The organism is Stagnimonas aquatica, from assembly GCF_003730135.1.
In the GTDB taxonomy this organism is placed as follows: Bacteria; Pseudomonadota; Gammaproteobacteria; order Nevskiales; family Nevskiaceae; genus Stagnimonas; species Stagnimonas aquatica.
Map to the genome: position 1 here is coordinate 945007 of NZ_RJVO01000001.1, position 21193 is coordinate 966199.

Genomic DNA, 21193 nt, shown 5'->3' on the forward strand with positions numbered 1-21193 from the left:
GCCCGTCGCAAGCTTTCGCCGGTAAGCCCCGCGGGCACCCGAAGAACTGAAATAAGGAAAACGCCCCATGGCCGCTTCTCCACATGTCGATGTCGCGGTGCCGGTTCGCGTCAAGCTGTCCGCGCTCTGGGCGGCGCTGATGTTCTGCTACATCTACGGCGACTACTTCGGCCTGTATGTGCCCGGCAAACTCGGCGGCATGCTCGAAGGCGCGGGTCCGATCGGGCCGGTGAGCCAGGGCACGCTGGTCATCACCGCCGTTCTGCTCGCGGTTCCCGGCCTGATGGTGTTTCTCTCGCTCGTGTTGCCGATGGCGATCTGCCGCTGGGGCAACATCCTGCTCGGCGCGTTCTACATCGCGGTCATGCTGCTGACGATGCCCGGCGCCTGGAACTTCTATTTGCTGATGGGCGTCATCGAGATCGGGCTGGGGCTGCTCACGCTTTGGTATGCCTGGAGCTGGCCTCGCCAAGGCAATGCGCAGGCGGCGGTGGAGTCCTAGCCTCACTCAAAGCCGATGAGTCCTCACGGCGCGTCTCGGCCCCGGCCTCAACTACCGCCAGAGAGGATCGGCGGCAGGGGAATGCCGGGCACCTCGCACTGACCGTGACCGTGGGTGTCCACGGTGCAGCCGTTGCCGTTGTTCACTTCCTTGTTGGAACCGCCGCCCGCCAGGGCCGCGATGGCGACCGTCCCGACCACGCCGGCACCGACCCAGAGCCAGGTGTGCCCGCCGGAGCGGTTCCCGGTGGCTTGCGAGCGGTCCGGGCCGGACCGCAAGGGCAGGCCGAGCAGCGTGCTGTACGGCGCCTGACCCGGACTCAGCTCGACGCTGGCCACCGCCAGTCGCGGTGCGCCGTCGCCGGGGCGCTGCCGCCAGTCCTGGGTTTCGGCCAGCAGCCGCAGGCGCAGCCCCTGGGCCGGGCGTGGTCCGCCGAACTCGAATTGCAGGCGCGCCGCCGGCGTCAGCTCCTGGGCGCGGGCCGGCAGCGCGAGCAGCGCCGTCAGCGCCATGGCGATGGTTTTCTTCACGGTGTTTCCCTTGGTGTTATTGGGTGCCGTCCATGTTCCCCATGCGGCACTCGCCGCACTTTAGAGCGGTCCTGGCGACGCCGGCAAACGATCCTGGCCGCTGGCGGCGATTCCCCGCGCCGCGCCAGCGGGTTAATGTGCCAGCCTCGTATCTCCGCCAAGCAGCAGCGACGATGGCCAATGCAAAACCCGCGGTGCCGCGGCCGCGCGGTCGCGCGGTTGAACAGGCGATCCTGAAAGCCACCTTGCAGATCCTCACCGAGGACGGCTACACGGCACTGACCATCGACCGCGTCGCCGCCACCGCGCGGGCCAGCAAGACCACGATCTACCGGCGCTGGGCGACCAAGGAGCATCTGGTGCTGGCGGTGTTCGCGGAGCTGCCGGTCGCCGAGCCGGTGGCGGGGCCGAGTCTGGAAGCGGACCTGATCACCCTGTTCGGGCAGTTCACCAGGATCATGGAGAACTCGCCGCTGCGCGGGGTGCTGCCCAACCTCACCGCCGAGTGCATCAACAATCCGGAGCTGTCGGCGGCGCTGATCCAGGTGAACGAGCAGCGCCGGGCGCCAATCCGCCAGGTGCTGCGCCACGCGATCACGCGCGGCGAGCTGCCCGCCGACGCCGACATCGAACTCGCCATCGACGTGATCCAGGGCGCGATCTCGATCCGCCTGTACTTCCTGCTCGACCGCCTCAGCGAGGACTGGATCCAGGGTCTGGTCCGGTTGCTGCTGAAGGGCATCGGCCAGGGGCGCGGCACCGGCAAGACCAAACGCTGAGCCCTTCGCCCGCCGCAGCTCGTCCTTTTGGGCGATTTCTATGTGTACGATACGTATCGTATTGTCCGGCCATGGGCAAAAAACATGTGCTTGTCACCGGCGCTGCCAGCGGCCTGGGCTTGGGTTGCGCACGGCAATTCCGGCGTCTGGGCTACGACCTCACCATCGCCGACCTTGATCTCGAAGGCGCGCAACGGGCGCTGGAGCAACTGCAGTTGCTGGGCACCGGTGCGGCGCGGCTGAGCGCCGAGCCCATCGACCTCGCCGACCCGGCCAGCATCGCCGCCTGCGCGGATCGGCTGCTGAAGGCCGGGCGGCCCATCGACGTGCTGGTCAACAATGCCGGCATCTACGCGCCGTCCCAGCGCCGGCTCAGCGCCGAAGGCCAGGAACTGACTTTCGCCATAGCTCATCTGGGTCACTTCCGCCTCACTCGGGCGCTGTGGCCCTTGCTGCGGCAGGCGCCGGCGGCGCGAGTGGTGTCGGTGTCCAGCATGGTGCAGCGCCAGGCGCAGCTCCATCTCGACGACCTGACGCTGGCGCAGGGCTACCAGCCGATCCGCGCCTACCGCCAGGCCAAGCTGGCCTGCCTGCTGTTCGCCCAGGAGTTGCAGCGCCGCTTGAGCCAGGCCGGCAGCCCGATCCAGAGCTATGCCGCGCATCCCGGCGTCTGCCGCACCGGCATCGGCCAGCACCGGCCGCGCACGCCCGGCGACAGCGCCTGGCAGGCCTTCACCTCCAAGGCCATGGCCTGGGGCCTGCGCTATGTCGGGCAGACGCCGGACAACGGCGCCGCCTCGATCATCGCCGCCGCGACCACCAACGACTTCCAGCCCGGCAGCCTGATCGGTCCGCGCTGGCTGCTGGAAAGCTTCGGCGCGCCGGCCCGGAGCCGGCTGGGACCGGCCGCGCGCGACCCCGAACTGGCGTCGCGGCTCTGGGCGCGCACGGAACAACTCACGGGTGCGCCCTGGACGCCCTCCTAGATCCAACAGCAGTGCCCTAGCGTCATCTGGACCAGCAGTACATAACGAGGAGAGAGATGATGAAGCCAAGCCGGTGCTGGGGCGCAGCCGCCCTCGCGTTCTACTGCGCGTCCGCCGTGGCGACCGACAACCCGTCGTCGCCCGCCGCCGAGTCCGAGACGGGAGCCACCACCGACTCCGCGCCGCTCGCCAGCATTCCGGTGGCGGCCATCGAGGTTTCCAGCAACGCGCCGCCGACCGAAGCGGTACGCCGCCCCGACGGCGCGGCGGCGGTGCTGGAAGAAGTGGTGGTCACCGCGCAGCGGCGCGAAGCCTCGGTGCAGGCCACGCCGATCTCGATGGAGGCCTTCAGCAGCGACAAGCTCGCGCAGCGCGGCATCGCTAGCGTCGAAGACCTCAGCGGCAATGTCCCGAGCATGGTCATCGAGCCGCACCCGCTGTCGAGCACCACGCTGCGCATCAGCATCCGCGGCGTCGGCGTCACCGACGCGCAGGTGACGCAGGACCCGGCGGTGGGCATCTATCTGGACGGCGTCTACCTCGCCCGCTCCGCCGGCCTGGCGCTGGATCTCGCCGACCTCGAACGCATCGAGGTTCTGCGCGGCCCGCAAGGCACGCTCTACGGCCGCAACACCACCGGCGGCGCGGTGAACCTGGTGACCCGGCGGCCGTCGGTGAGCGGCTTCTCGATGCAGCAGCAGATTTCAGTCGGCTCGCGCGACCAGCTCACCGCCAAGACCTCGTTCAACCTGCCGATCACCGACACGCTGGCGGTCAAGCTCGCCGCGCTCGGCAGCCGTCAGGGCGGCTTCGTGGAGAACACCGGGCCGGGCGGCGACTTCGGCGACCGCGAGGAGCAGGCCTACCGCCTCGACGCCCGCTGGAACGCCAGCGAGCGGCTGACCGTGGACTATGCCTACGACTACAGCGACCTCGGCTATTACAACTACATGTTCCAGTCGATCATCCCGTCCAACACGCCACACGGGATGGCCGACCTGTTCAAGCCCTATGCGCAGTCCGAATCGGTGTACGCGACGCAGCGGCTTTCCAGCCTCGCCTCGGGCGCGCCCTACGAGCAGTCGTCCTCGCAGATCCAGGGCCATGCGCTGGTGCTCACCGCGCCGCTGATGCCGGATCTGGAAGCGAAGTACATCGGCGCCTACCGCAAGCTGATCGACAACCAGTACGCCGACCTCGGCGGCGGCGCCGGTTCCACCGGCTATCGCGTCGATACCCAGGCCTACGACGGCCCGGCCGGCCTGATGGCCGGCGGCGGAGAGCCCACGCCGCTGGTGATCCCGCAGGTGTATCAGGAGCAATGGAGCCACGAGCTGCAACTCAGTGGCCGCGCCTTCGAGCGCGTCGAGTACATCCTCGGCGCCTACCACTTCAGCGAAAAAGGCGGCGAGCACGGCGGCCCCACCCACCACATCTTCAACACCAAGCTCGATCCCTCGCAGCTCAACTTCCTGCTCGACGCGATCCCCGGCCTGCGCGACCCGCTGCGCGATCTGGTGCTGCCGGGGTTGGCGGCGTTCTGGGACTACGACATCGCCATCGACAACTCCGCCACCGCGCTGTTCGGGCAGTTCACCTGGACGCCGCCGGTGCTCGACGACCGCCTGCGCGCGACGCTGGGACTGCGCCAGTCCTGGGACCAACGCAGTGCCCGCAAGGACTTCATCCAGACCCAGTACATCGAGGGCCAGATCGCCGGCATCGGCCTGACCGCCGTGCCGATTCCCGGCGCGCTGTTCGGCGGCGTCGACGATTTCGTCGATGTCCACGCCGCGCGCGAGGACCGCAACTTCTCGCCCTCCTTCAACCTGCAGTTCGATGTCACGCCGGCCGCCACCACCTACGCCTCCTACGCGACCGCCTACAAGAGCGGCGGCTTCAACACCCGCGATCCGCAGATCTCCGCTGCTTCCGGCGCCGCCTCGGACGGCATCAACTACGGCTTCGGCTTTGTCGAGGGCTTCAAGCCGGAGACGGTCCGCTCGCTGGAGCTCGGCATCAAGAGCAACTGGCTGAAGCGGCGCCTGCGCCTCAACGGCGCGGTGTTCGACAGCCGCTACCGCGACATGCAGACCAACTTCATGATCTCCGGCACCATCTCCGACACCAAGGCCCGCAACGCCGGCAAGGCCAGCATGCGCGGCGTGGAACTGGAAGCGGCCTTCGTGGCGCTGCGCAACCTCATCCTGTCGCTGCAGTACGCCTACCTCGATGCCCGCGTCGAGGAGGTGATCGACATCAACGGCAACAACGTCGCCAACCTCTACCCCTTCATCGCCGCGCCGCCGCACTCCTACGTCGCCACCATCGACTGGACGCTGCTGCGGGGCGGCTGGGGCAAGCTGCGCGGCTATCTCAACTACCAGTACGTGGGCGACCGCCAGGGCTTTGTCATCACCGAAGACAAGCGTGGCCTGACCGCCATCGAGGGCTATGGCCTGCTCAATGCACGCCTGAGCCTCGCCGAGCTGCGCCTCGGTTCCCGAGGCAAGCTGGACCTCTCGGTGTCGGCCAAGAACATTCTCGATGTCGAGTACCCCGCCGCAGCGGTGGACAACCTGCCGCACGCCGACCGCGCCGTGGTCTGGGGCGAGCCGCGCGCCTACGGCCTTGATCTGGTCTATCGCTACTAGCCATGCGCCCGCTACGCGCCTTCGCTCTGTTGCTGCTGGCCCTGATCGCCAGACCCAACGCGGCTGCGCCGCCGCCGGCCGCCGCCGAGGCGGTGCTCGGCCGCTGGATCGCCTACGAGGCCAGCAGCGACACCAGCTCGGTCATCGAGCTGTATCTCGAACAGGGGCTGCTCGCCGGCCGGGTGATCGAGGTGCGTGACGCCAGCGGCCTGCGGATCGCGCCGCGCTGCGAGCGCTGCCCGGAGCCGCTCGCCGGCAGCCCGATCAGCGGTCTGCGCTTTCTCTGGGGTCTGCGTGCCGAGGACGGTCGCTGGGTCGATGGCCGGGTACTCGATCTGCGTCCCGGCCTGAGCCAGGGCGTGGAGGCCAATGCCGAGCTGCAACTGTTGAATGGCGAACTGCGGCTGCACGCTTACCTGGGCCTGCCGGCGCTGGGGCAGACCAGGGTCTGGCGCCGACCCTAGTCGGCTGGCCCGGATGAGGTCATCCGCCGTCGCCGGGTACTGGGGCTGCCCGGTGCGTCGAACTGCTGGCTGGCTGTCCAGGCAGCATCTTCCAGCGCCTGCGCGGCGGCCAGTTCGCCGCGCGCCGCCAGCACGTCGGCACGGATGCGTTGCAGGTAGGGCTGCATGCGGACATCGCGAAAGCCGCTGAGCACGGCCCAGACCGAGAGCGCGGCCGCGCTCTCCTGCTCGGCCTCGTCGATGGCGCCCTGCCTCAGCGCGACGCGGGCGAGCCCGCCGTGTGCCAGGGCGATGTGCGCCAGCGCCCGCCCACCGGCGACGTTCAGGATCGCCTGGAACTGCGCCTTGGCCGGTTCCAGCTCCCCCTCGTCGAGCAGGAAGCGCCCCCAGCTTTCGCGCATCGCCATCACCGGCTGATTGCCTTCGGCATCGTTGGCCAGGTAGGCGTCGAGCGCGCCGCGCAGCTCGCGCCGGGCGTCCGCGCGGCGGCCGGCGCGGGCATAGGCCTCGCCCAGGAAACGCCGGGCCAGGCGGGGCGCGAACTCGAAAACCGCCTGCTTCTCGAAATAGCGCGCCGCCGCCTCCAGTTGCGGGATGCCTTCCTCCGGCCGCCCTTCCGCCGCCAGCCGCTCGCCGTAGTGCTGGCGGATGGTCGCGACATCGCGATCCATCCGGTCCAGCGGCGGCAGCAGCGGGATCAGCCGCGCGTACTCGCGCAGCGCCGCCGCACGTTCGCCGGCGAGGTGCAGGGTGCGGGCGGCGTTGCCGCGCGGCGACCAGGCGTTTGGCGAGTCGGCGCCGGTCGTGCGTTCGGCATAGTCGGCGGACTGACCGAAGGCGGCGCCGGCTTCGGCGAAGCGGCCGGCCTGCTGGTAGGCGAGGCCGAGGTTTCCCCACAGCGTCTGCAGCTCGGCGTCGTTGCGATCCGGCAGCGTCGCCGCGAGTTCGGCGGCCTGCCGGTTGTGTTCGATGCCGCGCGCGGTCTGGTTGTGGGTCTGCTCAAACGACGCCAACTCCATCAAGGCGGTAACCCGCCCGTGGCTGCGGGGCTGGTGTTGCGCGAACAGCGCCTCGGCGGTTTCAAAGGCGCGTCGCGTCGCCTCGATCTGGCCGGGGTCGGCCTGCAGGCGCAGACCCTCGTTGATCCACCAGAGCCCGCGCCGCCCGGGATCGTGATCGTCGGCCTCGCGCAACAGCGCACCCGCCGCCGCCTGCAAGCGCGCGCAGGCCTCGGCATCCGCCCGCGCGCAGGCGCGCCCACCGGCTTCCACCGCGCCATCGAGCAGGTTGGGGTGGAACCGACCGTAATGCGCGCGAACCAGCGCCAGTTGCTCGGCTTGCAGGGCTTCGTAGCGGTCGTCTTCGCGCAGTTCGCGGTAGAGATCGGCGACGGTGCGTAGCAGCTCGATCTGCACCGGCGGATCGTCGGCGAAGCGGGCCTTGATCTTGGGCACCGCGAGGTCGAGCAGCGCGCGGGCGCTGATCTGCCCGCGTGGCGTGTCGCTGGCGACGCGCGGATCGCTGGCCTTGAACACCTCCACCAGGAAGCCCTTCACCGCCTCGGCGCGGCGCGCTTCTTCGTTGGCGCGCTGCGCCTGCCAGACCACGCCGGCGAGCCCGGCCGCCACCACCAGCGTCAGCAGCGCCGCGAACGACAGCGGCCTGCGATGCCGGCGGGCGAACTTGCCGGCGCGCTGCCATCGGCCGATGTGGCGGGCTCGGATCGGCTCGTGGGCGAGGTGCCGGCCGAGGTCGGCGGCGAAGCCTTCCACCGAGGCGTAGCGGCGGCTGGCTTCGGGCTCCAGCGCCTTGGCGCAGATGGCGTCGAGGTCGCCGCGCAGCCGCGCCTGCGCACGGCCGCCGAGCCGGCTCGATGCCAACGGGGCCTCGCCGCGCGGGCCCAGCCATTCTCCGAGCCTGGAGCGGGCCGCGAACGGCCGGCTCCCGGTCAGCAGCTCGAACAGCATCAGACCCAGCGCGTAGATGTCGGTGGCGACGGTGATGGCGCCGCCGCTGAGCTGCTCCGGCGCCGCGTAGTCCGGGGTGGCGGCGCGGCCGCCGAGCTGGCTGAGGGCGCCGCCGGCTTCGTCCTCGTCGAGCAGCTTGGCGATGCCGAAGTCGAGCAGCTTCACCGCGCCGCTGGCGGTGACCAGCACGTTGGCGGGTTTGAGGTCGCGGTGCACGATCAGCCGCGCATGCGCCGCCTGCACCGCCGCCGCCACCTGCAACATCAGCCTCAGGCGGGCGTCCACATCCAGTTGCCGCGCGGCGCAATGCGCCATCAGGCTCTCGCCTTCGACGTACTCGATGGCCAGCCAGGGCTGACCGTCGTCGGCGAGACCGGCGTCGTAGAAGCGCGCGATGTGCGGGTGCTCCAGTGCCGCCAGGATGTCGCGCTCGCGTGCGAAGCGCGCTTGCAGGGCGCCGCTCAGCAGGTGTGCGTGCGGCAGCTTCAGCGCCACCTCCCGCTCGTAGGCGCCGTCGGCGCGGCGGGCCCGCCAGACGCTGCCCATGCCGCCGCTGCCCAGCGGCGCCTCCAGCCGCCAGGGCCCCACCCGCTGCTGCGGCAGGAAGGCCGGCGGCGGTTCCGGCAGACGGGGCCGTTGCAGCAGCTCGCGGGTGGACAGCAGCGCGCCCTGGCGCAGCACCGCTTCCAGCCAGGGTTTCAGTTCCCGGTCCTCGGCCGGCAGCCGCTCCAGCCAGGGCAGCCGCTCGGGTTCATCGAGCGTCAGCGCCTCGTCGAGCCGCGCGGAGAAGCGCGGCCACAGCGCGGGCGGGCAAGGGAGGGCTTTCATGTCAGGCCGAACGGGACGGCGGCGGCAAACCGGACATCAGGCCAGCATGGTCGCCAGCAGCATCCGCGCCTTCTCCCAGTCGCGGCGGACGGTGCGCTCGGTGAGCTCCAGCACTTCGCCGATCTCGCTCTCGGTCAGGCCGCCGAAGTAGCGCATCTCCACCACCTGCGCCAGGCGCGGCTCGACCTGCGCCAGCGATTCCAGCGCCTCGTGGACTTGCAGGGCCTCGTCATCGGCGGCGACCAGGCCTTCGCCGATGGCGGTGTTGAGGGTGAGCGGACGCTGCCCGCCGCCGCGCTGCTCGGCGTTGCGCTCGCGCACCAGATCGACGATCACGCTGCGCATCACCTGCGCGGCGTAGGCGAAGAACCGGCGCCGGCTGTCCACCTGCAGCGCCTGCTGGCCGCTCAGGCGCAGCCAGCTCTCGTTGACCAGCGCGGTGGTGTCGAGCAGGGTCATCGGGCCGCTGCTGGCGAGCCGGGCGCGCGCCAGCTTGCGCAGCTCCTGGTAGGCCGCCGCGAACAGCTCCGCCGATGCGACCCCGCCTTTCGCGGCGCCGGCCTCGATCAGTTGCGTGATGTCGCTCATCGGTCTGGCGGCCTCCCTGGGCGGTTATTAGGCCATGCCGCCGGGGCCGGTGGTGAGTGCCATGTCCGGTTTTGTCGCTCCGCCGCGTTTGGCCGGTTGAGACCCACTCAACGTCGCCCTGAGCCCCGCCATGAAACCGTCCCTGCCGCTGCCGCAACTGTGGTCCCTGATGCTGCTGCCGTTCCTGCTGCTCGGCTGCGGGGACCATTCCCAGCTCAGCCTCACGCCGGTTACGCCACCACCACCACCACCGCCGCCCGGCAATCTGGCGCCAACGCCGCGAATCAGCGTTGGCGACAGCGTCGTCGCCGGCCAGCCGCTGGCGTTCGACGGCAGCGCCTCCAGCGACCCCGAGGGCGGTGCGCTGTTGCTGAACTGGGACTTTGCCGACGGCCAGCACGGCGGCGGCGCCCGCATCGCGCATGTGTTTTCCGCCGCCGGCCGCTACCGCGTGCGGCTCACCGCCACCGATCCGCAGGGCGCCAGCGCCAGCCTCGACCGGGAGATCACGGTGACGGCGGCGCCGGCGGCGGCGCGCAACGTGGCGGTGCGCGGCAAGGTCAGCGGACTCGACGGCGCGGCGCTGTCCGGTGTCAGCGTCAGCGTCCAGGGCGGCGGCAGCGCCGAGACGGCGGCGGATGGCGGCTTGTCGCTGATGCTGGGCGTCGGGGTGCCGCAGACGCTGCGCTTCGCCAAGGCCGGCTACGCCTTGCAGGTGCTGAGCCTGAACCTGCCCAACGAGACCGGCAGCGATGCCGAGTTCAGCGTGGTGATGCTGCCGCAGCAGCCGGCGCTCACCCTCGCCGACGCGGCCGCAGGCGGCACGCTCAGCGGCAAGGACGGCGCCAGCATCCAGCTGCCGGCCGGCGCGCTGGTGAAGGCCGACGGCTCGCCGGTGACCGGCGCGGTGCGGATCGCGATGACGCCGGTGGACATCACCCAGCCGCGTTCCGGCGGCTTTCCGGGCCGCTTCGAGGGCATCAACGCCGACACCGCGCGGCTGCCCCTGGTCAGCCTGGGCACCACCGAGTTCGCGCTCAGCCAGGACGGCGCGCCAGTACAGATCGCGCCCGGCCAGCAGGCGGAGATCCTGCTGCCGGTCTACGCCGACCGCCGTCTCGACGGCAGCCCGTTCGCCGCCGGTGATCGCATTCCGCTGTGGTCCCTGGACGAGCAGAGCGGCGCCTGGATCAACGAGGGCGAGGGCGTTCTGGAAGCCGCCGCCGGCTCGCCCACCGGCCTCGCGATGCGCGCGCGGGTCGGGCATTTCTCCTGGTGGAACAGCGACATGGGCTTCGAGGTGCGCACGCCCAAGCCCAAGCTCAAATGCGTCTACGACGATGACATCGGCCTGCCCGGCTCGCGCGACACCTTTGCCCAGGCCACGCTGTGCAAATGGCTGGCGGAGCTGGATCGCGGCATCCCGGAACAGAAGGCCGCCGGTGCCAAGGCGGTAGCGACGGCGCGGCTGCCCGGCTTCAGCGCCGAGACGCTGATTCCGGTCGATGGCGCTGCGCTGGATCTCCCCGCCGCCGCCGGACTCCGGTTCAGCGTCAGCGCGCTCAACGGCAGCTTCGTCGGCAGCGGCAGCCTGCCCGCCGGCAACACCGGTCAGACCGAGCTGGTGGTGAAGATGCGGCCGGTGCAGGCGCAGGGCGAAGGCGGCGAAGACATCAGCCTGCCCTTCGACGGCAGCCGCAAGCTGCCGAGCGCCGGCTCGGTCAGCCGTCTCAACTTCGACGCCCAGGGCTTCCGCTGGCTGAAGCTGAGCGTGGAGGCCAGCGCCGACAGCGGCAGCGCCCTGCCGCGCGGCAGCCTGCGGCTGTTCAAGGGCGAGGCCCCGCTGCTGGTCTATCCCGAACTCAACACCGGCAGCCGGCCGCTGATCCAGCTGCTGCCGGACGACGGCCGCTACACGCTGGAACTGGTCGCCACCGAGGGCACGCCGGCCACCGCCCGCATCCGCATCGAACAGGTCGGCAGCGACCAGGACGAGACGCTGTCGCTGCCGTTCAGCAATCTCAACCGCTTCCCCGAGGCGCTGACCACCCTGCGGCTGCATCTGCCGATCACGGCGGCACGCACGCTCTACCTCACCTCGCTCAACACCGAGTCGCGGATGCGGCTGATCGCGCCCGACGGGCAGGTGCTGTTCAACAGTGCGGTCGGCAGCCCGCAGCAGTCGGTGCCCGACGAGCGCTCGCTGCGGATGTCCGGCACCGGCACGGCGGTGCTGCAACTGGCCTCGCTGGACGGCAACCCGCCGTCGCTGCGGCTGGGCGCCGCGCTCAGCCACTGGCTGCCGGTGACGCCGCTGCTGGATGGCTACGGGCTGGTCGATCTGGTCGCCGATCACGCCGGCGGCGCGGTGGTGCTGCTGGTGCGCCAGACCGGTAGCGGCAGCGATGCCCGCTTTGCCCTGTCGCTGCGCCGCCACGTCGATGGCGGCTGGCAGCCGGTGGGGCCGGAGCTGGGCGACCTGCGCCTGATGACCGGCAGCACCGGCGGCGTACAAGCCGCCGTCGCCTTCGACAGCGACAACCGCCCCCTGCTGCTGTACGGGCTCGACACCACCGTGACCACGCCCGGCAGCACCATCAGCGGCAGCCAGTTCGTCGCGCGGCGGCTCACCGGTGAAGACTGGCAGCCCCTGGCCAACGACACCGGTCTGGTGTCCAGCGAGCGCGTGGGCAGCTTCGCCCGCCCCAAGCTGCTGGTCGACTCGCAGGCGCGCCCGCTGGCCGGCCTGCCGCTCAGCAACGGCGCGGTGCTGGTCACGGTGCTGGCGGACGGCCGCTGGCGGGCGCTGAGCACCCCCGACGCGGCCGGGGACCGCTTCAACGGCGACTACTTCGATCTCGCCAACGAGAACAACGGCCGCGTCTACCTCGCCACCGCACCGCGCAGCGGCAGCGGCACCGTGGTGCGGCGCTTCACCCCGGATTCCACCCCGGCAGGCTGGCAGCCGGTGGGGCCCAATGACGGCCTGCTGCCGCAGCCGGCCGGTGAATCGGCCAGCTTCGCGCCACGCATCGCGCTCGATGCCAACGACGATCCCATCGTCGCCGGCAGCAGCCAGCGCTACACCGCAGTCTGGCGTTTCGACGGCAGCCAGTGGCGCAATGGCGCCGCCAGCCGCATCAGCAGCAGCGACTTCGCCGGCGCCATCGAGGGCTACACCCTGCTCGGCGCGCGGGCGCTGCTCGCGTACAGCAACACCACGGTGACCAACGCCGGCAGCTTCAGCCGCCCGGTGGTGCAGGCCAACGATGCCGCCGACAGCACCAGCGGCCTCGGCGTCAACGGCGGCGCGGTGGTGCAGTTCGTGCCCAGCTTCGCCTACAACCGCACCGGCAGCGGGCAGCGGCTGCTGACCGTCGGCGGCGAGGTCTACCAGGCCATCCAGGCTTCCAGCCAGATGCAGTTGCTGCGGCTCACCGAATAGGTGCTGACGGCGCCGGCTCCGGGCTGTCGCCCCAGCCGGCGCCGCCGGACGCGCTCTGGTCGTCGTCGCCGGCAGCCACCAGCACGGTGATGGTGGCGAACCGCTGGTGGTGCATGAACTCGCGCAGGATCAGCAGCGCGGCGGCGAACCCGGCGCTGGCGGGCAGGTTTTCGTGTGCGGCGGGCCGCCCCTCGATCACCGCCGCGAGCCGCTGGAACAAGGCTTCCATGGCATCGAGACTCAGCACCATGCGCTCGCCGCGCGGCACGCCGGCAAGCGCGGCGATGCGCCGCATCGCGGTGTCGCCGGTGACCAGGCGGGAACCGGCCGGCAGGTCTGCGAGGCGCAGGACCTCGTCCTCGACGGCGGCGATGGCGGTTTCCATTTCCAGCGCGCTGGGCAGCGCGGCCCGGAAGAATTCCCGCGCGGTTTTCCGGGTTCCCAGCGCCAGGCGCCAGGCCCCAGCCGGCTCGCGGCCGCTGCCGGCGAGGACCGTGCTGTCCTCGGCGCCGAGGTGCAGCACCGTTACCGCGCCCGCGTGGTCCGCCGGGGCGAGCTGGTAAAGCGTTCGCAGGGAGCTTTCCAAGGGGGCGAAATACGGTGGCCTGGGGACCGTTGGCCGGGGCTTGCCGACCAGCATAAATCTCTTCTGCGTCAGCGGCTTGGTATTTCGCCTGGGGCCGGGCGCGCGGGGTCTGTCGATTTTCGTCGCGACCGTTCGACGTGTTGATGCCGGCGCTTCGCGAGAGCGGCCGCGCTTCCGTCCACCCCCTGGAGCCCTCATGAGCACCGCCGCCGTCCAAGCCATCCCGCCGCAATACCCGGGCGCCACGCCCTACCTCACCGTCCGTGGCGCCGACCGCGCCATCGAGTTCTACAAGACCGCTTTCGGCGCCACTGAAGTCGCGTGCCTGGCGCCCGGCGGCCGGGTGATGCACGCCGAACTGCGGGTCGGTGCCGCGCCCTTCATGCTCACCGAGGAGATGCCGGAACGCGGCGCCTTGAGTCCGCAGACCCTGGGCGGTTCGGCCAGTGCGGCGGTAGTCTTCGTGGAGGATGTCGATGCCTTCTTCGCCCGCGCCATCGCCGCCGGCTGCACCCCGGTGATGCCGGTGATGAACCAGTTCTGGGGCGACCGCATGGGCTGCCTCACGGACCCGTTCGGCCATAGCTGGATGTTCTCGACCCATATCGAGGACGTGTCGCCGGAAGAGCTGCCCGCCCGTGCCGCCGCCGCGATGGCCGGCGCCCCGCAACCCTGCAACTAGGAGAGCCGCCATGCGCGTGATGGTGTTGGTGAAAGCAAGCCCCGCTTCCGAAGCCGGCGTGATGCCCGGCGAGGCCCTGCTGGCGGCGATGGGCCAGTACAACGAGCAACTGGTGAACGCCGGCGTGCTGCTGGCCGGCGAGGGCCTTCACCCGAGTTCGCGCGGTCACCGCGTGGTTTTCGAGGGCGCCCGCTCGCGGGTCGTCGACGGCCCCTTCGCGGAAACCAAGGAGCTGGTCGCCGGCTTCTGGCTCTGGCAAGTGCGCTCGATGGACGAGGCGCTGGAATGGGCGGCACGCTGCCCAAACCCCGAGGGTGAACACTTCGAGCTGGAGCTGCGCCGCGTGTTCGAGGCCGAGGATTTCGGCGCGGAGTTCACGCCGGAACTGCGCGCCCAGGAAGACGCGCTACGCGCCCGCGTCGACAAACAGCACTGAGGAGTAAGCACATGGATTTCGCCAGCAAGATCACTCCCTGCCTCTGGTTCGACACCCAGGGCGAGGAGGCCGCGCGTTTCTACGTCGGCCTGTTCCCGGACTCGCGCATCGTCGATATCGGCCGCTACACCGAAGACGGCCACGAGCAGCACGGCCAGCGCGCCGGCTCGGTGATGACCGTCGCCTTCGAGCTGGCCGGCCAGGGCTTTCTCGCCCTCAACGGCGGCCCGCGATTCCAGCTCAGCGAGGCGATGTCGCTGATCGTCTACTGCGAGGACCAAGCCGAGGTCGATCGCTACTGGAACGCGCTCGCCGAAGGCGGCGGCGGGCAGTCGCAGGCCTGCGGCTGGCTCAAGGACCGCTACGGGCTGTCCTGGCAGATCACGCCGAAGTCGGTGGTCGAGTGGCTCGCCGGCCCGGACCGGATCAAGGCCGGTAAGGCGATGCGCGCGCTGATGCAGATGGTGAAGATCGACATCGCCACCGTTGAACGGGCGGTGGCCGCATGAGCGCCGAGCTGGTTCTCACCACCTTCGACTGGGTGCCGGAATGGCCGCGCGGCTATGTGCGCGACTTGCGCGTGCGCTGGGCGCTGGAGGAGGCCGGCCTGCCTTACCGCATCGCCACCACGCCGTTCCGCGCGCGCGATCCTCAGCACTACCGGCATCAGCCGTTCGGGCAGGTGCCCTGGCTGAGCGATGGCGAGCTGTCGATCTTCGAGAGCGGCGCGATCCTGCTGCATCTCGGCGCGCGCAGTGAAGCTTTGCTAGCAACCGAGGCCCGCCGCCGTAGCGACGCCATCGCGTGGTTGTTCGCGGCGCTGAACTCGGTCGAGATGGCCAGCCTGCCCTTAGCGATGCTGCGGTTCTCCGGGCAGACCGGCGAGGCGCCGGTCGCGCGCCTGTTCGAGGACTTTCTCCAGAAGTCGCGGCTGCCGCATCTGGAGACCGTGCTGCATGAGCGCGAATGGCTGGCCGAGGTCTTTTCCATCGCCGACATCGCGATGGCGGACGCGCTGCGCCTGGTCGACCGTTTCGACGGGCTGGCGGCCCTGCCTGCCTGCCGCGCCTATCTGGCGCGTGCCGTCGCCCGTCCGGCCTTCATCAAGGCGCACGCCGACCAACTCGCGCACTTCGCCGCCGCCGACTGAGCCTTGTCTCTACCCCCTGCTTACCGGAGTTCCTCCATGCCCCGAACCCTCACCATCAGCCTGCCGGTCACCGATCTGAAAGCCTCGACCGCGTTCTACACCGCGCTGGGCTTCGTCAACGATCCGAGCTGCCCCAGCGGCGACGGCGCCGCGTTCCTGGCCTTGAGCGAGTCGATCAAGATCGTGCTGCTCAGTCACGACACCTGGCGGCGGCTGACCAGCCGCCCGATTCCGCCCAACACCTCCAGCGAGGTCGGGCTCGCGGTCTCCTGCGAGAGCCGCGAGGAGGTCGATGCCATGGCGCAGGCGGCGGCCGAGCACGGTGGCGTCATCGACATCAATCCCATCGACGATTACGACTTCATGTACGGCCGTGATTTCACCGATCCCGACGGCCACGTCTGGGGTGCGAAGTGGATAGACCTGTCGGCCATGGCGACGGCCGGCGAACCCGGGCATGCCCGCGCCTGAAGCGCTCCCTCCCCGGTGCACGGGGGAGGGTCGGGGTGGGGGCGCTGCCGGAGCTCGCGTGCGCGGTGTGCCGTGGCTATCGCGCAAGGCCCCCATCCCAGCCTTCCCCCGCAGGCGCGGGAAGCAGCGCCCGGTGCGACGCGCTTGCTTGCTTCGCCTGGCTGGCGATGCTCTGATCGCCGCCCGTGACCCCCACAGAGCACATCCACCGCCGCATCGACGCGGTCTGGCGCATGGAGTCGGCGAAGATCATCGCCGGCCTGACGCGCCTGGTGCGCGACGTCGGCCTCGCCGAGGAGCTGGCGCAGGACGCGCTGCTCGCCGCGCTCGAACAGTGGCCGCGCGAAGGCCTGCCCGACAATCCCGCCGCCTGGCTCATGGCCGCCGCCAAACATAGGGGCATCGACCGCCTGCGGCAGTTGCGGATGCAGGACGAGAAGCACCAACTGCTCGCCCCCGAGCTGGACTTGCAGCAACAGCTCGAAGCCGCCGACCGCGCCGCCGCGCTCGACGAGTTCATCGAGGACGACCTGCTGCGGCTGATCTTCATCGCCTGCCATCCGCTGCTCGGTACCGAGGCGCGGCTGGCGCTGACGCTGCGCCTGCTGGGCGGGCTTTCCACCGAGGAGATCGCCCGCGCCTTCCTGGTGCCGGAGGCCACCGTCGCGCAGCGCATCGTCCGCGCCAAGAAGACGCTCGCCGAGGCGCGGGTGCCCTTCGAGCTGCCGCCGCCAACCGAGCTGGCCGGGCGCCTGGCCTCGGTGCTGGAAGTGATCTACCTCGTCTTCAACGAGGGCTACGCCGCCACCAGCGGCGAACACTGGCTGCGGCCGGCGCTGTGCGAGGAAGCGCTGCGCCTGGGCCGCGTGCTCGCCGCGCTCGCGCCGCTGGAGCCGGAGGTGCACGGCCTGGTCGCGTTGATGGAGATCCAGGCCTCGCGCAATGCCGCGCGGCTGGCCGCCGACGGCCGGCCGATCCTGCTGCTGGAGCAGGACCGCCGTCGCTGGGATCGCCTGCTGATCCAGCGCGGACTGCAAGCCTTGGAGCGCGCGCAAACCCTGAGCGCCGAGCCCGGCAACTACCAGTTGCAGGCCGCCATCGCCGCCTGCCATGCCCGCGCCGCGCGCGCCGAAGATACCGACTGGCCGCGCATCGCCGCGCTCTATGCGCAGTTGGCGCGTCTGCGGCCCTCGCCGGTGGTGGAGCTCAACCGCGCCGTCGCGGTGGCGATGGCAGCAGGCCCGGCGGCGGGCTTGAAGCTGGTCGATGCGCTCTGCCGCGAGCCGGCGCTCCAGCGCTATCACCTGTTGCCGAGCGTGCGCGGCGATCTGCTCTACAAGCTCGGGCGCCTGGACGAGGCGCGCCAGGAGTTCGAGCGCGCCGCCGCGCTCACCGCCAACGCGCGCGAGCGCAGCCTGCTGCTGGAACGCGCCGCTGGCTGTCTGTCTGCCGTCTGAGGCGGTGTTCCGGCGATAGCGGGCTCATGCGCTGAGCGCCTTCAGCGCCAGCGAGACGGCCGCGCCCAGGCTCACCACGCCGAACAGCTGCCGCAGCTGCGGCCCGGAAATCCGGTGTGCCAGCCGCCGGCCGGCCAGGATGCCCAGGCCAGATCCTGCGGCGAAGGGCAGCGCCACCGGCCAGAGTAGCGTGCCCGATACGGCGGCGATGCTGACGCTGCCTGCCGACACCAGGGCGATCACCCCCAGAGAGGTGCCAACGATGCTGCGCTGATCCAGATTGGTGTAGCGCGTCAGCGCCGGGACGATGACAAAGCCGCCGCCGACGCCCAGCGCGCCGCTCATCAAACCCGATAGTGCCCCGGTCATCATCAGCGCGCGTGCGCAGGGCGCGGTCCAGTTCAGGCGGCCCTGCTCGGGATTGAGCACGCAGGGCAGCTGCTCGCGCGTCCTGGACAGGTCAGCCGGCCGGCGCGCTTCGCGGATCATTCGGAGCGCCACGTGAGTTAGTACGGCGGCGAACAACAGCGACAAGGGCGTTGGTGGCAGCTGGTGGGCTAGCCACACCCCGACCGGCGCCGCGAGTACCCCGGTCACGCCGATCAGTCCTGCGGCGCGATAGCGCAACTGTTGTTCGCGCAGTGCCAGCCCTGCGCCCAAGGCCGCCGCCAGGCCCACCGCGACCAAGGCCACCGGCGCCGCCTGCAGCACGGACAGCCCCAGCCCGAATACGAGTAGCGGCACGGCGAGAATGCCGCCGCCAGCGCCGGTCAGCGCCAGCGCCAGGCCGATCAGCCCGCCGAGCAGCAGCGCCAGACTTTGCGCCTCCATCAGCCGACTAGCTCGGGTGTCGCCATCCACTCGCGGCCCTTGAGCATGCCTTGCCAGTACAGTGGCGGCAGGATGCGCTCCTTGAGCAGCCAGGCGGCGCGGCTGGGCTTGCGGCCGTCCAGCAACCAGTTCGGGAAGCTGGGCTGCACCTTGCCGCCGTAGAGAAACTCGGCAAGCACGATCTTGCCGCGCTCCACCGTCAGCGGGCAGGAGCCGTAACCATCGTAGCGACCATCGAGTGGCTGGTTCCTGAGCGCCGCGAGCAGGTTGTGCGCGACCACCGGCGCCTGTTTGCGCGCTGCCGCTGCGGTCTTGGCGTTGGGGGTGTTGCCGGCGTCACCGAGGCCGAAGACGTTGGCGTACTTCTTGTGCCGCAGGCTACCGGGCTCCAGGTCGATCCAGCCCGCGCTGTCCGCCAGCGGGCTGGACTGGATGAAGTCTGGTGCGCGCTGCGGCGGTACCGCGTGCAGAAAGTCGAACTCGCGCTGCACGATCTCGCGGCTGCCGTCGGCCAGGCTGCGGGTAAAGGTCGCGATCCGGCGCGGCCCGTCCACGGCGGTGAGGCTGTGGCCGAAGTTCAGACCTACCTGGTAGCGCTCGATGTATTTCATCAGCGCCGGCACGTAGTCGGGCACGCCGAACAGCACCGCACCGGCATTGTAGAAGTCGGCCTTGATCGCGCCCTGGCGGCCGTGGCGTCGCCAGTGATCGCAGGACAGGTACAGCGCCTTCTGCGGCGCGCCGGCGCACTTGATCGGCATTGGCGGTTGGCTGAATAGCGCCCGCCCTGATTTCAGGTTCTGCACCAGCTTCCAGGTGTAGGGCGCGAGGTCGTAGCGGTAGTTGGAGGTGACACCGTTCTGGCCGAGGGTTTCGGGCAGGCCGGGAATTGCCTCCCAGTCCAGCTTCAGCCCGGGGCAGACCACCAGCTGCTCGTAGCGCACCACCCGGCAGCCTTCGAGGATCAGCGCATTGCGTTCCGGTTCGAAGGCGGCGACGGCCGCCTTGATCCAGTGCACCCCACGCGGAATCAGCCGTGCCATGGTGCGTACGGTGTCCTCGGGGCGAAACACGCCAGCACCCACCAGCGTCCAGCCCGGCTGGTAGTAGTGCACTTCGGCGGGGTCGACGATGGCGATGTCCAGGTCCGGCATGCGGGCCAGCAGGCTGGCGGCGGTGGCGATACCGGCGGCGCCGCCACCAACGATCACCACGGTATGGCTGGCGTCGGTGCGCTGACTGCCGGCGGGCGATTGCGCGGTCAGGCGCTCGGCCAGCGCCGACAGGTCGTAGCCGGCCTCCTGCGCGGTCTGCACCAGCTCGGCGGTCGGGCGCTGGCCGGCCTGCGACAGCGCCCACAGGGTGGTCGAGCGCATGCCGGTGCGACAGTAGGCCAGCACCGGCTTGGCCGACTCCGACACCAACGCGCCGAAGCGCTGGCCGGTGCTTTCGTCGGCCTTGCCGGAGGGGACCGGCAGGTAGTGCAGACGCATACCCAGCGCCTCGGCGGCGGCGGCCAGCTCCTGATGCGTCGGCTGGTCGGCACCCTCGCCGTCAGGGCGGTTGCAGATCAGTGTGCGGAAGCCCTGCGCAGCCAGCGCCGGCAGCTCGGCGGGCAGGATCTGGGGGGCCACGGAAAGCTCGGCGGTCAGCTTGCGAATCGACATGGAAACGGCTCCGGAGGGCTCTGGCTCAGAGCGCGTTGAGGGGAATCTTCAGGTAGCGGTTGCCGTTGTCTTCCGGCTCCGGGAGCTGGCCGGCGCGCATGTTGATCTGCACCGAGGGAAGGATCAGCGCTGGCATGTCGAGCGTGGCGTCGCGGGCGGTGCGCATGGTGACGAAGGCCTCCTCGCTGATCCCGTCGCGGATGTGGATGTTGTTGGCGCGCTCCTCCGCCACCGTGGTCACGTAGCGCAGCTCGCGGCCGTTGGGCCGGTAGTCGTGGCACATGTAAAGCTTGGTTTCGGCGGGAAGGCCCAGCACCCTGTTGATCGAGCGGTACAGGGTGCGGGCATCGCCACCGGGAAAATCGCAGCGGGCGGTGCCGAAGTCCGGCATGAACAGGGTGTCGCCGACGAAGGCCGCAGTTTCCTCCTCGTCCCGCACCACGTAGGTCAGGCAGGCCGGTGTATGCCCGGGGGTGTGCATGACCAGTGCGGAAAGCCCGCCGATCTCGAAGTGGTCGCCGTCGTGGAATAGATGATCGAACTGGCTGCCGTCGCGGGCGAAACGCGCATCGGCATTGAAGATCTTGCCGAACACGTTTTGCACCGTGCGGATCTGGTCGCCGATGGCGATCCGGCCGCCCAGTCGTTGCCGCAGATACTGGGCGGCGGACAGGTGGTCGGCGTGGACATGGGTTTCGAGATGCCATTGCACCGTCGCTCCCAAGGCCTGTACCCGCTCAATCAGGGCATCGGCAGAGGTGGTGGAGGTGCGTCCGGACTTGGGGTCGTAGTCCAGCACGCTGTCGACAATCGCGCAGACCCTGGTCGGACGGTCCAGCACGATGTAGCTGATGGTGGCGGTGGCGGGGTCGAAATGGCCTTCGACGAATAGGCGGCCAGTGCTGCTCATGGAGCGTCTCCGAAAATATCTGCCGGGCGGCAGGGAACAATGACAGTGGCAGGAACAAATCGCGTGCCAGCCCGGCAATCAATCACAAGATGTTGTTTTTATTAAATTGTCCCAACTGCAGGGGTGCCAGAAAGCTGGTTTGGCAGCGCCTCGGCTGGCAGCTCTGGCAGACAATGGCAGCGAACTGGCAGCCCCCGACCGGGCTTTGTTAGGCTGGTTCCGGCACCGGCTCCGGTGCGCAGCGACTGACGAAGACATCC

At 70.2% G+C, this 21193-nt stretch carries 19 protein-coding genes; 12 read left to right on the plus strand and 7 right to left on the minus strand.

Annotation, left to right across the window (positions count from 1 at the left end; genetic code table 11):
* Positions 1-67: 67 nt before the first annotated feature.
* Positions 68-502, plus strand: coding sequence for a DUF6326 family protein (locus ED208_RS04115; protein WP_123210571.1), 435 nt, complete (start codon positions 68-70; stop codon positions 500-502).
* 47 nt (positions 503-549) lie between these two features.
* Here ED208_RS04115 and ED208_RS04120 read toward each other — a convergent pair whose 3' ends face one another.
* Complete coding sequence (locus ED208_RS04120; RefSeq protein WP_123210572.1) at positions 550-1032, minus strand: hypothetical protein; 483 nt, start codon at positions 1030-1032, stop codon at positions 550-552.
* Positions 1033-1205: 173 nt separating this feature from the next.
* Between ED208_RS04120 and ED208_RS04125 the strand changes: the two genes are divergently transcribed.
* From ED208_RS04125 to ED208_RS04140, 4 genes are all read left to right on the plus strand, one after another.
* Positions 1206-1811, plus strand: a complete 606-nt coding sequence (locus tag ED208_RS04125) for a TetR/AcrR family transcriptional regulator (RefSeq protein WP_158608425.1) — start codon at positions 1206-1208, stop codon at positions 1809-1811.
* A 71-nt stretch (positions 1812-1882) separates the two neighbouring features.
* Complete coding sequence (locus ED208_RS04130; protein WP_123210574.1) at positions 1883-2797, plus strand: SDR family NAD(P)-dependent oxidoreductase; 915 nt, start codon at positions 1883-1885, stop codon at positions 2795-2797.
* A 116-nt stretch (positions 2798-2913) separates the two neighbouring features.
* Complete coding sequence (locus ED208_RS04135) at positions 2914-5451, plus strand: TonB-dependent receptor (protein ID WP_233574766.1); 2538 nt, start codon at positions 2914-2916, stop codon at positions 5449-5451.
* 2 nt (positions 5452-5453) lie between these two features.
* Positions 5454-5915, plus strand: coding sequence for a DUF2147 domain-containing protein (locus ED208_RS04140; RefSeq protein ID WP_123210576.1), 462 nt, complete (start codon positions 5454-5456; stop codon positions 5913-5915).
* On the opposite strand, the gene ED208_RS04145 is transcribed toward ED208_RS04140, so the two are convergent.
* Together ED208_RS04145 and ED208_RS04150 are read right to left on the minus strand one after the other, a co-directional pair.
* Positions 5912-8710 carry a serine/threonine-protein kinase gene (locus tag ED208_RS04145; protein ID WP_123210577.1) on the minus strand — a complete coding sequence of 933 codons (2799 nt, stop codon included), beginning with the start codon at positions 8708-8710 and terminating at the stop codon, positions 5912-5914. The two genes, ED208_RS04140 and ED208_RS04145, sit on opposite strands and share 4 nt — an antisense overlap.
* Positions 8711-8746: 36 nt before the next feature.
* On the minus strand, positions 8747-9298 hold the full coding sequence (locus tag ED208_RS04150; RefSeq protein ID WP_123210578.1) for an ECF-type sigma factor: 552 nt from the start codon (positions 9296-9298) through the stop codon (positions 8747-8749).
* A gap of 130 nt (positions 9299-9428) precedes the next feature.
* Here ED208_RS04150 and ED208_RS04155 point away from each other — a divergent pair, with 130 nt between their 5' ends.
* On the plus strand, positions 9429-12743 hold the full coding sequence (locus ED208_RS04155; protein WP_123210579.1) for a PKD domain-containing protein: 3315 nt from the start codon (positions 9429-9431) through the stop codon (positions 12741-12743).
* Here the strand turns inward: ED208_RS04155 and ED208_RS04160 are convergent.
* Positions 12733-13383 (minus strand): hypothetical protein, encoded by a 651-nt coding sequence (locus tag ED208_RS04160; RefSeq protein WP_148044681.1) that lies wholly within the window; start codon positions 13381-13383, stop codon positions 12733-12735. The genes ED208_RS04155 and ED208_RS04160 overlap by 11 nt on opposite strands.
* Before the next feature lie 142 nt (positions 13384-13525).
* Here ED208_RS04160 and ED208_RS04165 point away from each other — a divergent pair, with 142 nt between their 5' ends.
* The 6 genes from ED208_RS04165 (at position 13526) to ED208_RS04190 (ending at position 17525) form a co-directional block, all read left to right on the plus strand.
* Positions 13526-14011 (plus strand): VOC family protein, encoded by a 486-nt coding sequence (locus ED208_RS04165; protein WP_123210581.1) that lies wholly within the window; start codon positions 13526-13528, stop codon positions 14009-14011.
* Between the two features lie 10 nt (positions 14012-14021).
* Positions 14022-14447 (plus strand): YciI family protein, encoded by a 426-nt coding sequence (locus tag ED208_RS04170; RefSeq protein WP_123210582.1) that lies wholly within the window; start codon positions 14022-14024, stop codon positions 14445-14447.
* 11 nt (positions 14448-14458) lie between these two features.
* Positions 14459-14956, plus strand: coding sequence for a VOC family protein (locus ED208_RS04175; protein ID WP_123210583.1), 498 nt, complete (start codon positions 14459-14461; stop codon positions 14954-14956).
* Positions 14953-15597 carry a glutathione S-transferase family protein gene (locus tag ED208_RS04180; protein ID WP_123210584.1) on the plus strand — a complete coding sequence of 215 codons (645 nt, stop codon included), beginning with the start codon at positions 14953-14955 and terminating at the stop codon, positions 15595-15597. Before ED208_RS04175 ends, ED208_RS04180 begins: the two co-directional genes overlap by 4 nt.
* A 36-nt stretch (positions 15598-15633) precedes the next feature.
* A complete protein-coding gene (locus tag ED208_RS04185) occupies positions 15634-16068 on the plus strand; it encodes a VOC family protein (RefSeq protein WP_123210585.1) in 435 nt (144 codons plus the stop codon).
* Positions 16069-16301: 233 nt separating this feature from the next.
* The gene (locus ED208_RS04190) at positions 16302-17525 is read left to right on the plus strand and encodes an RNA polymerase sigma factor (RefSeq protein WP_123210701.1); all 1224 of its coding nucleotides are present in this window, start codon (positions 16302-16304) and stop codon (positions 17523-17525) included.
* Between the two features lie 24 nt (positions 17526-17549).
* Here ED208_RS04190 and ED208_RS04195 read toward each other — a convergent pair whose 3' ends face one another.
* The 3 genes from ED208_RS04195 to ED208_RS04205 are packed head-to-tail and all read right to left on the minus strand — an operon-like array spanning position 17550 to position 20933.
* On the minus strand, positions 17550-18359 hold the full coding sequence (locus tag ED208_RS04195; protein ID WP_436286619.1) for a sulfite exporter TauE/SafE family protein: 810 nt from the start codon (positions 18357-18359) through the stop codon (positions 17550-17552).
* Complete coding sequence (locus tag ED208_RS04200) at positions 18356-20023, minus strand: bifunctional protein tyrosine phosphatase family protein/NAD(P)/FAD-dependent oxidoreductase (protein ID WP_123210587.1); 1668 nt, start codon at positions 20021-20023, stop codon at positions 18356-18358. Before ED208_RS04200 ends, ED208_RS04195 begins: the two co-directional genes overlap by 4 nt.
* Positions 20024-20048: 25 nt before the next feature.
* On the minus strand, positions 20049-20933 hold the full coding sequence (locus ED208_RS04205; RefSeq protein ID WP_123210588.1) for an MBL fold metallo-hydrolase: 885 nt from the start codon (positions 20931-20933) through the stop codon (positions 20049-20051).
* Positions 20934-21193: the final 260 nt, after the last annotated feature.